Below are 15053 nucleotides of genomic sequence, written 5' to 3' on the forward strand. Positions count from 1 at the left end.
TGGAAATAGGGCTCCGCGCCCCTGATCTATCGGAGGGGCGCGGTTCAATGCTTAAGAATTATGGGGTGATCTCATAGAGGGCGCCGTCATGCACCGAGAGAAACCAGATCTCCCCGTTTGGCCCTTCGATGACATCCCGCACACGGCCCGTCGCACTGGATTGAAGGCGTTCTTCGCTTAGGGTTTTTCCATCCAGTTTAGAGATCATATCAAACTTGAGCGAACCTACGAAGATATCCCCCCTCCATTCCGGCCAGAGCTTTCCCGAATAGATCATCATTCCCGACGGAGCGATGGACGGATCCCAATAGTGTTCGGGTTGCTGGAGGCCGTGCTTTGACGTGCCTTCGCCTATTTTCAAGCCTGAATAATGTCGCCCGTAGCTGATCACCGGCCAGCCGTAGTTTTCACCGGCATCGATTTTATTCACCTCGTCGCCACCGCGTGCGCCATGCTCAACGACATAGAGATTCCCGTTCAAATCCAGCGCAGCACCTTGGGGGTTGCGGTGGCCGTAGGAAAATATCTCCGGCTCGGCCCCTGGTCGGCCAATGAACGGGTTATCCGGCGGAACCACCCCCGAGCGCCGCACCCGCACAACCGTGCCACTATGGTTTTGCAAGTTTTGGGCCTCGGATCGCTGACCACGATCGCCGATGGTCAAGAAGAGAGTGCCATCGCGGGCCTCGACGACCCGTGAGCCGAAATGTTTGGCGCTTGTTGCCCCGCGTGCTTGTTGAAAAATTCGCTTGAACCCGACCAAGGACTTCGCATCCGAGCTGAGTTTGCCGCGTCCGAGGGCCGTGCCATAGCTGCCCCCTGCCCGATTGGCGTAGCTCAGGTAGATCTCGCGGCTTTGTTCGAAATCACGCGGGATCATGATATCAAGCAAGCCCCCCTGCCCATTGTCGACGACATCTGGTACGCCGGAGATCTTGTGCCTTGTGCCATTTGGGTGCAAATAGGTAAGTGAACCTGCGCGCTCGGAGACCAAAACCGCACCGTCGGGCAGATGCTCCACCGACCAAGGCTCATCGAATCCATCGGCAATGAGGGTCACGGTCAGCTTTCCCGCGCTGCTTTCCATAGCATTGAGGGGAACGGCAGCGGTTAATGCGACCGCGATTAGCGAGTATTTCAGGAACATCCGTCACTCCAGGCTCTTAAGTCAGGACGATGACAGCTTGACCGACATCCACTCATAAAACAACTGAACATTTATGTGAAAACCCCCGCCACCACCCTTGAACTTCAACAAAATTGGGGCCGTGCAACTCCCCTTTTCTTTTAAAGAATCCCTGCGTAAGCTCATTCAATAAAAATACGATCAGGGAGATCAAAAAATGAAAAAACTTCTTCTCGCAACAACTGCATCCGCAATGATGACCAGCATTGCCGCTGCTGAAGATGTTAAAATCGGTATCATTTTGGGGTTCACCGGCCCCCTTGAATCCATCACCCCGCAAATGGGCGCTGGTGCTGAATTGGCGATTGCAGAAGTCAGCGCGTCCGGCGCCTTGCTGGATGGTGCCAAAGTTGAAGGCATCCGTGGCGACAGCACATGTGTTGACGCCGGTGCCGCAACCGCCGCCGCAGAGCGTTTGGTAACTTCTGACAAAGTAAACGCGATCATGGGGGCTGATTGCTCTGGTGTGACCGGTGCGATTTTGCAGAACGTGGCGCGTGCGAATGGCGTAGTGATGGTGTCCCCATCGGCTACATCCCCAGGCCTGTCGACTGCAGAAGATGACGGACTGTTCTTCCGCACCGCACCTTCCGACGCGCGTCAGGGCGTGATCGTGACCAATATTTTGCAGGATCGCGGCGTCAAATCCGTGGCCCTTACCTACACAAACAATGACTATGGCAAAGGTCTGGCCGACGCTTTCAAGGCTGAATTCGAAGCAGCCGGTGGCGAAGTCACGATCTCCGCGGCACATGAGGACGGCAAGGCCGACTATTCCGCGGAAGTTGGCGCATTGGCATCGGCTGGTGGTGAAGTACTGGTTGTGGCCGGCTATGTTGACCAAGGTGGTTCTGGCGTGATCCGTGGGGCTATCGACTCTGGCGCGTTTGACACATTCTATCTGCCAGACGGCATGGTTGGCACCAAGTTGAATGAGATCTTCGGCGCAGAACTGAATGGCTCTTACGGCGCATATCCTGGTACAGACAGCGAAGGTGCCGCTACCTATGCTGAAATGGCCAAGGCTGCAGGCTTTGACGGCACATCTGCGTTCTCTGGTGAATCATATGATGCAGCGGCGTTGATCATGCTTTCCATGCAGGCGGCCAAATCTTCTGCTTCTGCAGACTTCAAAGACCACATCTTTGATGTTGCCAACGCACCTGGTGTTGAAATCTTCCCTGGTGAGTTGGAGAAAGCTTTGAAATTGATCGCAGAGGGTCAAGACGTGAACTACGTCGGGGCCTCAGCGGTAGAGCTTGTTGGTGCTGGTGAATCCGCCGGTAACTACCAAGAAATCGAATTCAAAGACGGCGTCTACTCCACGATCAAGTACCGCTAAACTCTTTTGAAAACCTAAGAAAGCAGCCCGTGGTTTCAGCACCTCGGGCTGCTTTTACAAAGGGATACGTAAAATGATCGAAGTTCACGACCTCCATAAGCATTTTGGTGGCTTTCACGCGGTTGATGGTTCAACCCTGAGCATCGAAAAAGGGTCGATCACCGGATTGATCGGGCCAAACGGCGCAGGTAAAACCACACTTTTCAATGTCATAGCGGGTGTTCTTAAACCTACCTCTGGTACGGTTCTCATGGACGGCGAAGACATCACGGGCCTGCCTCCGCATGAACTCTTCACCAAGGGCCTTTTGCGGACGTTCCAAATTGCGCATGAGTTTTCGTCGATGACCCTGCGGGAAAACCTGATGATGGTTCCGGGAAACCAAGCAGGCGAAACCCTGTGGAACACGTGGTTCGGGCGCAAACGAATTGCCGACGAGGAACGGGCGCTGGCGGCCAAGGCCGATGAGGTGCTGGAGTTTCTGACGATAGATCACATCAAAGAGGAGAAAGCTGGCAACATCTCTGGCGGGCAAAAGAAGCTGCTGGAGCTGGGCCGCACGATGATGGTCGACGCCAAGATCGTGTTCTTGGACGAGGTAGGTGCCGGCGTGAACCGCACCCTTCTCAACACCATTGGCGACGCGATCATCCGTTTGAACCAAGAACGCGGCTACACCTTCGTGGTGATTGAACACGATATGGATTTCATCGGGCGTCTTTGTGATCCGGTGATTTGCATGGCGGAAGGCCGTGTGTTGGCCGAAGGCACGTTGGATGAGATCAAAGCCAATGAACATGTGATCGAGGCCTATCTGGGCACTGGATTGAAGAACAAGGTGGCCTCCGCATGAGCAATGACAACTATGATGCGCACAGCCAACAGCCGACACAGGCTGTCGGTGGCACAAAGAGTGAGCCCTACCTCATCGGTGACGCCATGTCCGGCGGCTATGGCCAAGGGCCCGACATCCTGCACGATTGCACTATCGCGGTGAACGAAGGCGAAATCGCCGTCATCGTCGGACCCAATGGCGCGGGCAAATCTACGGCCATGAAAGCGGTTTTTGGCATGTTAAATGTCCGTAAAGGTGCCGTGCGATTGGACGGTGAGGACATCACCGCCCTCACCCCGCAAGCCCGCGTGGCGAAGGGGATGGCCTTTGTGCCGCAGACATCGAACATCTTCACCTCTATGTCGGTTGAGGAAAACCTCGAGATGGGCGGTTTTCTGCGTCGCGATGATCTTCAAGGCACGATTGAACAGATCTACGACCTGTTCCCGATCCTGAAGGAAAAGCGCAACCAAGCGGCGGGTGAACTCTCCGGAGGCCAACGCCAACAGGTGGCCGTGGGGCGCGCGTTGATGACCCAGCCAAAGGTTTTGATGCTGGATGAACCGACCGCAGGCGTCTCGCCCATTGTGATGGACGAACTATTCGACCGGATCATTGAGGTGGCGCGCACTGGCATTTCCATCCTGATGGTGGAACAAAATGCCCGACAAGCACTTGAAATTGCAGACAAAGGATATGTTCTGGTGCAAGGGGCCAACCGGTTCACCGACACTGGTCAGGCGCTTTTGAATGACCCCGATGTCCGCAAAAGCTTTTTGGGAGGTTGATGTGAAATTTAGTGTTACCCCTCCTATCGCCCTCTGCGCGCTCCTGTCATTTTTGACGGCACCAAGTATGGCTGAAACTGTGCAATGCAGCTTCACGACCGAATGCTATGAGGCTGAAGCCTGTTCCGAGACCGCATTTGATCTCTCCATTGAGGACGCGGACGGAAAAACCGCGATCGTAACGGACGCCCAGACCATTCCCACAAGCATCGGTGGCAGTGAAGCCGTTCGCATCTACGTTGGTGTGACCGACGACGCGTTTCACCTGATCAGCCGCGCATCTGGCGGGGCGACCCGCTACACAACCCACATTTACGAGGGGCCTATGATGGTAAACTACCTCGGCACCTGCAAAGGGGAAAACTAATGGACTTTTTGAATGCCATTGTGGCCCTCGCAAATTTCGTCATCGTTCCTGGCATGGCCTACGGTGCCCAACTTGCACTCGGTGCGCTTGGGGTAACCTTAATCTACGGCATCCTGCGCTTTTCGAATTTCGCCCATGGCGACACGATGGCGATTGGCACGATGTTTGTGATCCTCATCACATGGGGCTTCCAAAGTGCAGGCATCACGTTTGGCCCCTTGCCGACAGCGCTGCTGGCCCTGCCCTTTGGCATAGCCTTAACCGGCCTATTGCTGATTGGCACCGACAAGGTGGTGTATCAGTTTTACCGACAAAAGAAGGTGAAACCGGTTGTTATGGTCATGGTGTCGCTCGGAGTGATGTTCATCATGAACGGGTTGACGCGCTTTATCATCGGGCCAGGCGATCAGCGCTTTGTCGATGGCGAACGTTTCTTGATCTCGGCGCGCGAATTCAAGGCTATGACTGGCTTGAAGGAAGGCTTGGCGATCAAAACCAGCCAAGGTCTAACGGTCGTGACAGCGGTGATTGTGGTCGCCATTCTGTTTTGGTTCCTCAACCGGACCCGCACAGGAAAATCCATGCGCGCCTATTCCGACAATGAAGATCTGGCGCTTCTGTCGGGCATTAATCCGGAACGGGTGGTTCTGTATACATGGCTCATTGTGGCCGCGCTGGCGACGGTGGCAGGCACCCTTTACGGGCTGGATAAGTCATTCAAACCTTTCACCTATTTCCAACTGTTGCTTCCAATTTTTGCAGCCGCCATCGTTGGCGGGCTTGGCAATCCGCTGGGGGCGATCGCGGGTGGCTTCGTTATCGCCTTCTCGGAGGTAACGATCACCTATGCCTTTAAGAAAGTGGCGAACTATCTGCTGCCAGAGGCGCTGGCCCCCGACGGCCTCGCCCAGCTCATGAGCACCGATTACAAGTTTGCCGTCTCCTTCTCGATCCTGATCATCGTGCTGCTCTTTAAGCCGACAGGCCTGTTCAAAGGACAATCCGTATGACCCGCCGCGACGCACTTCTGTTTTTATTCGTTGGCCTGTTAATCCTGCTCACAGGGTTTTTCCAATCTTGGAACACGGCGCTTGTCATCCTGAACATGGGGTTGATATCGGCCATCTTGGCCTTAGGGGTTAACTTGCAATGGGGCCTCGCGGGGTTGTTCAACGTCGGCATTATGGGCTTTGTGGCGCTTGGTGGTTTGGCTGCGGTCATCACCTCAATGCCCGCGAATGGCGAAGAATGGAGCCAAGGCGGCTTCCGCGTTCTGGCCGGTTTGCTCCTTGGGGCGGGCACCATACTTGCCGCAATCATGACCTTTCAGCGGCTTCCTAAAGGGGGCACCCGCACCCTTTCTATGTTGGCCATTCTGATCGGCGGGTTCTTCTTGTTCCGCTATGTCTTTGATGGCGGCGTAGAGGCGATTGAAGCCGTCAATCCCGCCTCCACCGGCTACCTCGGAGGCCTTGGGTTGCCTGTGCTGCTGGCTTGGCCCGTCGGCGGTCTACTGGCTGCTGGTGCGGCTTGGGTCATTGGTAAAACGGCGCTTGGGTTGCGGTCAGATTATCTGGCCATCGCGACACTCGGAATTGCCGAGATCATCATTTCGGTCATGAAGAACGAAGAATGGCTGTCACGCGGCGTGAAAAATGTGGTCGGTTTGCCCCGTCCCATTGGCGTGCCGCGCGAGGTGGATTTGCAAAGCAGCGCCACCTTCGTTGAAAACGCCGCCAAATTCGGCTTGGACCCAGCAACGGCCTCGACGCTATATGTCAAACTTGGCTATGCGGTGTTCTTTACCATCGTTTTGCTTGTCTTGCTGTGGCTGTCCCAAATGGCCCTGAATTCACCCTGGGGGCGCATGATGCGCGCCATTCGCGACAATGAGGTCGCAGCCGAGGCCATGGGCAAGGATGTCACCAAACGTCATTTGCAAATCTTCATTCTTGGCTCTGCGATCTGCGGCATTGCAGGGGCGATGATGACGACCTTGGATGGTCAGTTGACCCCAACCAGCTATCAGCCGCTGCGCTACACCTTCCTGATTTGGGTGATGGTGATTGTGGGCGGCTCTGGCAACAACTTCGGCTCTGTCTTGGGGGGCTTCCTCATTTGGATCTTATGGGTTCAGGTCGAGCCAATTGGCCTTGCATTCATGACCCTCATCACTGCGGGAATGTCAGATGGGTATTGGTTGAAAGACCACCTGATTGAAAGTGCGGCACATATGCGGTTGCTGACGATGGGAGTGGTTTTGCTTCTGGTGCTGCGCTTCAGCCCGCGCGGGTTAATCCCTGAACGCTAGGCGCGAGCACACCCTCAGCCGACGCCTTTGACGGGCGTCGGCGATCTACATTTGGCGGACCATGCTATGCGCATTCCGTTGCTAGCTGCGCAATCGATGCCCCATGGGATCAAACGGCGGCTCGGCCAGAACCACGCCACGATGCGGACGGCCTAGGATCATGACGTCGACCTCTGCCCCCGCCTCGACCCTGTTCAAAAACCCCATCGCCAAGGATTTTCCAACCGTGTAGCCATAGGCGCCAGAGCTGACGCGCCCCGCAGGGGTCCCGTCCGGCCAAAAGATCGGCTCGCCGCCGGTCGCATCTGCCTGATCCACCTCCAAGACCTCTATGATACTCAGTCTCTCGCGGGGGGTGTTCCCCCTCAACGCGGCATAGGCGTCCTTGTGCAAGAACTCCTTGTCCATCTTGATCAACCCGTCGAGCCCCACTTCCTGTGGCCAGTTCTCCGGACTGTATTCCCGCGACCAGCTGCCATATCCCTTTTCAATGCGAAGCGACATCAACGCCCGCGCGCCGACCGGCCCTGCGCCAAACTCTTTTCCCGTCTCGATCAGTGCCGCATACAAACGATGTTGGTCTTCGGCTGCGCAGTGCAATTCCCAGCCCAAATCACCGGTAAAGGACACCCGCACCGCCACAACCTCCACCCCCGCAACGGTGATCCTGCGCGACCGCATGAAGGCGAAATCCTTGGTGGCCAGTGATGCGTTGGTCAGGCGCTCCAGCAGGGCGCGGCTGCTTGGCCCCGCGACGTTAAAGCCGCATATGGCGTCCGACATCGATCTAAAGGAAACCGCGGCGGGCCGCTCAACCATGTTGAAAAACCGCAGATGATAGCGTTCTGCCATACCTGAGCCGATGACGAGGAAGTCTTCGTCATCCAGCTTGGTCACGGTGAAATCCCCTGCAATCCCTCCGCGCACTCCGATCAGCGGCGTCAGGCAGGACCTCCCTGTGAGCGTAGGCATCCTATTGGCGAAGATCGTATTCAACCAGTCCGCCGCCCCCTGCCCTTTGACGCTGTATTTCGCGAAATTGGAGATATCGATAATGCCCGCCCGTTCACGCAGCCTACGGCATTCATCGCCAACAGGGGCAAACCAGTTTTGCCGCGTGAAGCCATTGGTATCGGCGACCCCAACCTCCTGCGCAAACCACAAAGGATGCTCCCAGCCGGAGTTCAACCCGAAGACCGCCCCCATCTGTTGTTGCTTCTCATAGACGGGACGCCTGCGCAAAGGGCGCCCTGCCGCGCGTTCCTCATTGGGGAAATGGATCGAGAAACGGTTGGCGTATTGATCGCGCACTTTGGCTTTGGTGAAGGCCCTATCCGCCCAAGTGCCAAACCGCGCCATATCCCACGGAAACATGTCCAGATGCGGCTCGCCGGTGACGATCCATTCAGCCGTCAGAGCCCCCAGTCCCCCTGATTGAGAAAAGCCCGGAATGATGCCGTTGCAGCAGAAATACCCTTTCAGTTCGGGCACGGGGCCGAACAATGCGTTGGCGTCGGGTGTCCAGATCATTGGACCATTGATGACCCGCTTGATCCCTGCGGTGCCGATCACCGGCACCCGATCAATCGCGCGCAACATGTTGTCCTCAATGCGTTCCAAATCGTCTGCGAACAATTCGTGACCGAAGCCCTGCGGCGTGCCGCTTTCGGCCCAAAGCCGCACGTCCTTTTCATAGGCGCCCACCAGCAACCCCTGACCTTCTTGGCGCAGATAATATTCGCCGTCTCGGTCGGCAACTGATGGCAAGCGTTCCGGCAGGGCCGCGACCTCTGGAATGGTTTCGGTCACAAAATACTGGTGCTCGGTCGGCTGTAGCGGCAGCTCTATCCCCGCAAGGGCGGCCACCTCACGCCCCCATAGGCCCGCCGCGTTGACGACCACCCGTGTCACGATGTCGCCTCTGGGGGTCTTCACCACCCATGTGCCGTCGGACTGCTGGTCGGTTGCAGTTACCGGCGTGAAACGATGAATGTCTGCCCCGTTGTTGCGCGCGCCTGTCGCGTAGGCATTCGTCACGCCAGAGGGGTCAACATTGCCGCCAGAGGGTTCATACATAATGCAGCGAATGCCGTCGTAGTCGACCAACGGGTGCAACTTCTCTGCCTGTGCGCGGTCCACCTCATAGAAATTCAGGCCGTAGTATTTGGCTTTGGCCGCTTGCAAACGCAGTTGATGCTCACGGGCTTCTGTTTGCGCGAGATACAGTGATCCGGGTTGAAAAACACCGCAAGATTGCCCCGTTTCGGCTTCCAGTGCGTTGTACAAATCCATCGTGTAGTTCTGAATGCGGGTGATGTTGTTATTGTCATGCAGCCCGTGGATGTTTGCCGCCGCATGCCACGTGGATCCCGAAGTTAACTCGTCGCGCTCCAGCAATGCCACATCCGTCCACCCCAGTTTCGTCAGGTGATACAGGATCGAGCACCCAATGACCCCGCCCCCGATTACGACCGCTTGATAGTTTGTGCGCATGGGAGACCCTTTGTACATTCAGTGATACGCCCTAGGGTGACAGGCTTTGCGACCACGTCCCGACCATTCGCGACATTTTCAGGCCAGAAGCTGCCACCCCCAGCCGAATGGACCAGCAGCGACATATTAGGTCGGAATTGACGTTGTTCACGCTGTACCCAAGCCTCAGGATCAAGGGGCAACCAAGGAGATGCCCATGCACAGCACGACCAAAGTAGCCGTCATAGGCGGCGGCGTTGTTGGATGTTCCGTCCTCTATCACCTGACGAAACTGGGATGGTCTGATGTGATGTTGCTAGAGCGCTCGGAGCTGACGTCTGGGTCCACATGGCATGCGGCAGGTGGGTTTCACACCTTGAACGGCGATACAAATATGGCCGCGTTGCAGGGCTACACCATCAAGCTCTATCGCGAGTTGGAAGAGATCACCGGAATGTCTTGCGGCTTGCACCACGTCGGAGGCGTGACCTTGGCGGACAACAAAGAACGCTTCGACATGTTGGTCGCGGAGCGCGCCAAGCATCGATACATGGGGCTCGAAACAGAGATCGTGTCACCCGAAGAAATCGCGAAAATCGCGCCTATCACCAATATTGATGGCATCTTGGGCGGCTTGTATGACCCATTGGACGGCCATCTTGATCCATCTGGAACCACACATGCCTACGCCAAAGCCGCGCGCATGGCCGGTGCCACCATTGAAACCCATGTGAAGGTAGAGGCCACGACGCAGCGCCCAGACGGCTCTTGGGATGTCGTCACCAACAAGGGTACCATCCACGCCGAACATCTGGTCAACGCCGCGGGTCTTTGGGCGCGCGAAGTTGGGGCAATGGCGGGCGTCTATCTCCCTTTGCACCCGATGGAGCACCAGTATCTGGTCACCGAGGACACCGCAGAAATCTATGAGCGCGACAGCGAGCACCCCCATGTCATGGACCCCGCAGGCGAAAGCTATCTGCGCCAAGAGGGGCGCGGTTTGTGCATCGGCTTCTACGAGCAGCGCTGCCGGCCTTGGGCCATCGATGGCACCCCCTGGGACTTCGGGCATGAATTGCTTCCCAACGATTTTGACAAGATTGAAGACAGTATCAGTTTTGCCTTCAAACGCTTCCCCGTGTTGGAACGTGCTGGCGTCAAAACCGTCGTCCACGGACCGTTCACCTTTGCCCCCGATGGCAACCCGCTGGTTGGCCCCGTTCCAGGTTTGCGCAACTACTGGTCAGCTTGCGGGGTGATGGCAGGGTTTTCACAAGGGGGCGGCGTCGGCTTGATGCTGGCGCAATGGATGATCGAGGGGGAGACCGAGCGCGACACTTTCGCAATGGATGTTTCACGCTTTGGCGACTGGATCACCCCTGGCTACACCCGCCCGAAGGTGATCGAGAACTACCAACGCCGCTTCTCGGTCTCCTATCCCAACGAAGAGCTGCCAGCCGCCCGTCCTCACCGCACCACGCCGATGTACGACATCTTTTCAGACATGGGCGCGGTCTGGGGGCAGCAGTTCGGGTTGGAGGTCGCAAATTACTTCGCCCAAGGCAATGAGCCCAAGGTTGAGACACCAAGCTTTCGCCGGTCCGATGCATTTGATGCCGTCGCCCGAGAGGTCGCGGCCGTGCGCAGCAAGGCAGGCATAAACGAGGTGCAAAACTTCGGCAAATTCCGCGTCAGCGGTAAAGAAGCCCGCGCGTGGCTCGACCGGATCATGGCAGGACGCATCCCTTTGGCAGGGCGTCTGTCCCTCTCGCCGATGCTGTCCCACAAGGGGCGGCTGATCGGGGATTTCACCGTCGCATGTGCCTCGGAGACAGAGTTCTACCTAACGGCCTCCTATGGGTCGCAATCCTATCATCAGCGTTGGTTCGAACAGAACGCAAAGGATGGTGTCTTGGTCGAAAACATCTCCGATAGGCTCACCGGATTCCAGATTGCCGGCCCCCTGTCTCGCGAAATTCTACAAGCCTGTACCCGTGATGACGTGGCAGCAATGCAGTTTCTGGATGCGCGGGAGATGACTGTGGGTCAAGTGGCCTGTCGCGTGCAGCGCGTCAGCTACACTGGTGATCTGGGCTATGAGATTTACTGCTCTACGATGGATCAACGCCAGCTGTGGGACACACTTTGGAGCGCTGGGCAGCCAAAGGGCCTGACCCCTTTTGGGATGCGCGCAATGATGTCCTTGCGGTTGGACAAGTTCTTCGGGTCATGGCTGTCGGAATATTCAGCCGATTACACCGCCGCCGAGACCGGTATGAATCGCTTCATCAGCTTCAAAAAATCCACCGATTTTATAGGGCGCAGCGTCGCGGAGGCCGAGCGTGAAACTCCCCCCGAACGCCAGCTTTGCGCATTTGAAGTTGATGCGCAGGATGCCGATGTCGTGGCCTATGAACCGGTGTTCATCGACGGTACGGTTCAAGGGTTTTGCACATCCGGCGGCTTCGCGCATCACTCTGGGGTCTCAATTGCCATGGCATTGATCCCCCGCAGCTATGCCAAAGAGGGATTGAGTGTCGAGATCGAAATCTTGGGCGAAATGCGCCCCGCCACATTAATCACCACGCCGCCTTTCGACGCAGATGGAAAACGGATGCGCGGTTAGCACAATTTGGCCCGTGGAGATGTTCCGCGGGCCCGCGGCCTTTGGTCTGTAGGCGCCTATTCGGCCTCTTCCACGATCACTAGGTCGCGCTCTGCGGCACCTTCCGCATGCTTTAACGCCGCTTGATAAGCATCTGAATAATAACAGTCATGCGCCGCTTTCAAAGACGGGAATCGCGCCACTACATTGCGGGCACGATCATTTCCCTCTAGCTGCTCATAAGCACCGTTTCGCGCCAAAAACACACCCTTATGATCTGCAATGGCAACCGTCGCACCTGCCGCATATTTGGCATAGCGGTCAGGGTCGGTCACCTTCACATGGGCGATCCACAAAGCTGTTGGCATTTATCCTCCTAAGACGGCTTTCGCCGCATTTATTGCTGCATCAGAGTTCTCGGCGCTGGCTCCGCCGCCTTGCGCCATAGCTGGACGGCCACCACCGCCTTTGCCCCCCAACTCTGCCACCGCCGCGCGCACCAAATCAACAGCAGAAACTGTCTCGACCAAATCATCAGTGACCCCAGCGGCGACGGCTGCCTTGCCATCCGCATCTGCGATCAACACAACGACCCCCGATCCCATGCGGGCTTTGTGCTCATCGATCAACGCGGGCAATTCCTTGCCCGACACCCCAGACAAAACCTGTGCAAAGAAGGCCTTGCCGCCGACTTGCTCGTCAGCGGTTTCAGCCGCGCCACCGCTCATCGCGAGGTCGCGGCGCAATTGGGCGACTTCATTGCTCAGTGCTTTGCGCTCCTCAAGCAAGGCCTTCACACGCGCCGGAACATCTTCGCCGGACGCTTTCAAAAGAGCAGCGGCCTCGGTGAGATGCGCATCCTGAGACCGCAGGTGCTGCAATGCCGCCTGCCCCGTCAGAGCCTCAATCCGGCGCACACCAGAGCTGGACGCGCTGTCGCCCAGCAAGGTGAACATACCAATGTCACCGGTTTGTTTCACATGCGTGCCGCCACATAATTCGATCGAGTAAGTGTGCCCGTCAGCCCCTTTGCCCGTGTCTTCGCGCCCCATAGAGACCACACGCACCTCGTCGCCGTATTTCTCACCGAACAAGGCCTGCGCCCCAATTTCGCGTGCGTCATCAGGCGTCATGATCCGCGTCTCAACGGGGCTGTTTTGACGGATGAAGCGGTTCACATCTGCTTCTACCTTGAGCAATTCGTCAGCCGACAACGCTTTGTTGTGGCTAAAATCAAATCGCAAACGGTCATCCGCGTTCAGCGATCCACGCTGCGCCACATGATCCCCCAAGGCATCGCGCAAAGCTTCATGAAGCAAATGCGTCGCAGAGTGATTGGCACGAATTGCACCACGGCGCGCATGGTCAACAAGCAGTTCGGCACCGGCGCCAACGCGCAGCTCCCCCTCAGCCATGTCAACAAAATGGATGAAGACCCCCGCCGCTTTTCGCGTATCGGTGACCTGCCCCAACGCGGTTTCCGTTTTGATTGTGCCGCGATCGCCAATTTGCCCGCCACTTTCTGCATAAAATGGCGATTGGTTGAACACCAACTGTACAGTTTCACCGGCGTTTGCGACGTCCACTTTCGCGCCGTCTTTCAAAATAGCCAACAACTGCCCTTCGGCGATTTCCGTGTCATATCCCAAGAAGTCAGTCGTCCCATGGGTGTCGGCGATGTCAAACCAGATGGTGCTATCCGCCGCCTCTCCCGAACCTGACCAAGCTGCGCGCGCTTTGGCTTTCTGTTCTGCCATGGCTTCGGTGAAGCCGTCGACATCAACCCCCCGCCCCTTTTCGCGCAGGGCGTCTTGGGTCAAATCCAACGGGAAACCGTAGGTGTCATAGAGTTTGAAGGCAGCAGATCCGGACAAATCCGCCCCTTCGGGAAGTCCGCCAACTTCATCATCCAACAAGCGCAAGCCGCGCTCCAATGTTTGTTTGAAACGTGTTTCCTCGGCACGGAGGGTTTCCTCGATCATCGCCTGTGCATGGCCCAACTCTGGATAGGCAGCCCCCATCTGGCCAATCAACGACGGCACAAGTTGATGCATTACCGGGTCTTTTGCCCCCAGCAAATGCGCATGGCGCATGGCGCGACGCATAATCCGGCGCAACACATATCCGCGCCCGTCATTCGAAGGCATGACCCCATCCGCAATCAGGAATGACGTCGAGCGCAAGTGGTCTGCAATGACGCGGTGATGCACATTCTGTTCGCCATACGGGTCCGAGGATGTCGCATTGGCCGAGGCTTCGATCAGCGCCTTAAACAGGTCGGTGTCATAGTTGTCGTGACTGCCTTGCAACAAGGCCGCGATGCGTTCCAGCCCCATGCCCGTGTCAATGCTTTGCATGTCCAACGCCCGCATGGAGCCATCTTCGAACTGTTCGTTCTGCATGAAAACGATGTTCCAGATTTCGATAAACCGGTCACCGTCTTCGTCTGGGCTGCCAGGAGGGCCGCCCCAGATGTGCTCACCGTGGTCATAGAAAATTTCTGTGCACGGGCCACATGGGCCGGTCGGCCCCATTTGCCAAAAATTGTCTGAGGTTGAGATGCGGACAATGCGGTCTTCTGGAACTCCAAGCTTCTTCCAGATTTCGAAAGCTTCGTCATCCGTGTGATAGACGGTGACCCATAGCCGGTCTTTGTCGATGCCAAAATCCTTGGTGATCAACTCCCACGCGAAGGCGATCGCCTCATCCTTGAAGTAGTCTCCAAAGCTAAAGTTACCCAACATCTCGAAAAATGTATGGTGGCGTGCGGTATAGCCGACATTGTCCAGATCATTGTGCTTGCCACCGGCGCGCACACATTTCTGCGCCGTTGTTGCCCGCTGGTAGTCGCGGGTTTCTACACCGGTAAACAGGTTCTTAAACTGCACCATCCCAGAGTTCGCAAACATCAACGTCGGGTCGTTTCGCGGAACCAAAGGGCTCGATGGCTGCACAGAGTGCCCCTGCCTTTCGAAGTAATGAAGGAAGGTCGAGCGGATATCATTCAGGCTTGGCATCAGGATCACTTTGCGTTGTTTGTACCAGCAAATATCGCCCCACGCTCTGCAGGTAAAGCCATCCCCGTCGAATTGAGGCCCATAAACAGAAAAGGGCGACCCGAAAGCCGCCCTTCACCGAATTTTCAAA

11 protein-coding genes are annotated in these 15053 nt (G+C 56.7%); 7 read left to right on the forward strand and 4 right to left on the reverse strand.

Translation table 11 applies throughout. The features are described from left to right. Positions 1 to 58: 58 nt before the first annotated feature. Positions 59 to 1147, reverse strand: coding sequence for a PQQ-dependent sugar dehydrogenase (locus Q0746_RS01230; RefSeq protein ID WP_298256399.1), 1089 nt, complete (start codon positions 1145 to 1147; stop codon positions 59 to 61). A 196-nt stretch (positions 1148 to 1343) separates the two neighbouring features. Between Q0746_RS01230 and Q0746_RS01235 the strand changes: the two genes are divergently transcribed. The 6 genes from Q0746_RS01235 to Q0746_RS01260 all read left to right on the forward strand — a co-directional run bounded on the left by Q0746_RS01235 (position 1344) and on the right by Q0746_RS01260 (position 6829). Then, entirely contained in the window at positions 1344 to 2528 is a 1185-nt protein-coding gene (locus Q0746_RS01235; protein WP_298256401.1) for an ABC transporter substrate-binding protein, read from the forward strand. 73 nt (positions 2529 to 2601) lie between these two features. Next, complete coding sequence (locus tag Q0746_RS01240) at positions 2602 to 3381, forward strand: ABC transporter ATP-binding protein (protein ID WP_298256402.1); 780 nt, start codon at positions 2602 to 2604, stop codon at positions 3379 to 3381. An 86-nt stretch (positions 3382 to 3467) separates the two neighbouring features. Further along, positions 3468 to 4151, forward strand: coding sequence for an ABC transporter ATP-binding protein (locus Q0746_RS01245; RefSeq protein ID WP_298258013.1), 684 nt, complete (start codon positions 3468 to 3470; stop codon positions 4149 to 4151). Positions 4152 to 4218: 67 nt separating this feature from the next. Next, positions 4219 to 4518: a hypothetical protein gene (locus tag Q0746_RS01250; RefSeq protein ID WP_298256404.1), complete on the forward strand. Its 300-nt coding sequence runs from the start codon at positions 4219 to 4221 to the stop codon at positions 4516 to 4518. After that, the gene (locus tag Q0746_RS01255; protein WP_298256406.1) at positions 4518 to 5528 is read left to right on the forward strand and encodes a branched-chain amino acid ABC transporter permease; all 1011 of its coding nucleotides are present in this window, start codon (positions 4518 to 4520) and stop codon (positions 5526 to 5528) included. The genes Q0746_RS01250 and Q0746_RS01255 overlap by 1 nt, the downstream gene beginning before the upstream one ends. Then, positions 5525 to 6829: a branched-chain amino acid ABC transporter permease gene (locus tag Q0746_RS01260; protein WP_298256408.1), complete on the forward strand. Its 1305-nt coding sequence runs from the start codon at positions 5525 to 5527 to the stop codon at positions 6827 to 6829. Before Q0746_RS01255 ends, Q0746_RS01260 begins: the two co-directional genes overlap by 4 nt. 81 nt (positions 6830 to 6910) lie before the next feature. Here the strand turns inward: Q0746_RS01260 and Q0746_RS01265 are convergent, their stop codons facing one another. Then, entirely contained in the window at positions 6911 to 9322 is a 2412-nt protein-coding gene (locus Q0746_RS01265) for an FAD-dependent oxidoreductase (RefSeq protein WP_298256410.1), read from the reverse strand. A 196-nt stretch (positions 9323 to 9518) separates the two neighbouring features. Here Q0746_RS01265 and Q0746_RS01270 point away from each other — a divergent pair, with 196 nt between their 5' ends. Beyond that, a complete protein-coding gene (locus tag Q0746_RS01270) occupies positions 9519 to 11927 on the forward strand; it encodes an FAD-dependent oxidoreductase (protein WP_298256412.1) in 2409 nt (802 codons plus the stop codon). Positions 11928 to 11983: 56 nt separating this feature from the next. On the opposite strand, the gene Q0746_RS01275 is transcribed toward Q0746_RS01270, so the two are convergent. Beyond that, positions 11984 to 12274 carry a DUF1330 domain-containing protein gene (locus Q0746_RS01275; protein ID WP_298256414.1) on the reverse strand — a complete coding sequence of 97 codons (291 nt, stop codon included), beginning with the start codon at positions 12272 to 12274 and terminating at the stop codon, positions 11984 to 11986. After that, positions 12275 to 14923, reverse strand: coding sequence for an alanine--tRNA ligase (gene alaS / locus Q0746_RS01280; RefSeq protein WP_298256416.1), 2649 nt, complete (start codon positions 14921 to 14923; stop codon positions 12275 to 12277). Positions 14924 to 15053: the final 130 nt, after the last annotated feature.

Origin of the sequence: uncultured Litoreibacter sp. (assembly GCF_947487515.1) — a bacterium.
Taxonomy (GTDB): domain Bacteria; phylum Pseudomonadota; class Alphaproteobacteria; order Rhodobacterales; family Rhodobacteraceae; genus Litoreibacter.

What these genes read in the sequence shown, in the direction of transcription:
- Q0746_RS01240 (WP_298256402.1), top strand. Translation starts at nt 2,602, where the DNA reads ATGATCGAAGTTCACGACCTCCATAAGCATTTTGGTGGCTTTCACGCG.
- Q0746_RS01250 (WP_298256404.1), top strand. Translation starts at nt 4,219, where the DNA reads ATGGCTGAAACTGTGCAATGCAGCTTCACGACCGAATGCTATGAGGCT.
- Q0746_RS01245 (WP_298258013.1), top strand. Translation starts at nt 3,468, where the DNA reads ATGTCCGGCGGCTATGGCCAAGGGCCCGACATCCTGCACGATTGCACT.
- Q0746_RS01255 (WP_298256406.1), top strand. Translation starts at nt 4,518, where the DNA reads ATGGACTTTTTGAATGCCATTGTGGCCCTCGCAAATTTCGTCATCGTT.
- Q0746_RS01270 (WP_298256412.1), top strand. Translation starts at nt 9,519, where the DNA reads ATGCACAGCACGACCAAAGTAGCCGTCATAGGCGGCGGCGTTGTTGGA.
- Q0746_RS01230 (WP_298256399.1), bottom strand. Translation starts at nt 1,147, where the DNA reads ATGTTCCTGAAATACTCGCTAATCGCGGTCGCATTAACCGCTGCCGTT.
- alaS (WP_298256416.1), bottom strand. Translation starts at nt 14,923, where the DNA reads ATGCCAAGCCTGAATGATATCCGCTCGACCTTCCTTCATTACTTCGAA.
- Q0746_RS01265 (WP_298256410.1), bottom strand. Translation starts at nt 9,322, where the DNA reads ATGCGCACAAACTATCAAGCGGTCGTAATCGGGGGCGGGGTCATTGGG.
- Q0746_RS01275 (WP_298256414.1), bottom strand. Translation starts at nt 12,274, where the DNA reads ATGCCAACAGCTTTGTGGATCGCCCATGTGAAGGTGACCGACCCTGAC.
- Q0746_RS01235 (WP_298256401.1), top strand. Translation starts at nt 1,344, where the DNA reads ATGAAAAAACTTCTTCTCGCAACAACTGCATCCGCAATGATGACCAGC.
- Q0746_RS01260 (WP_298256408.1), top strand. Translation starts at nt 5,525, where the DNA reads ATGACCCGCCGCGACGCACTTCTGTTTTTATTCGTTGGCCTGTTAATC.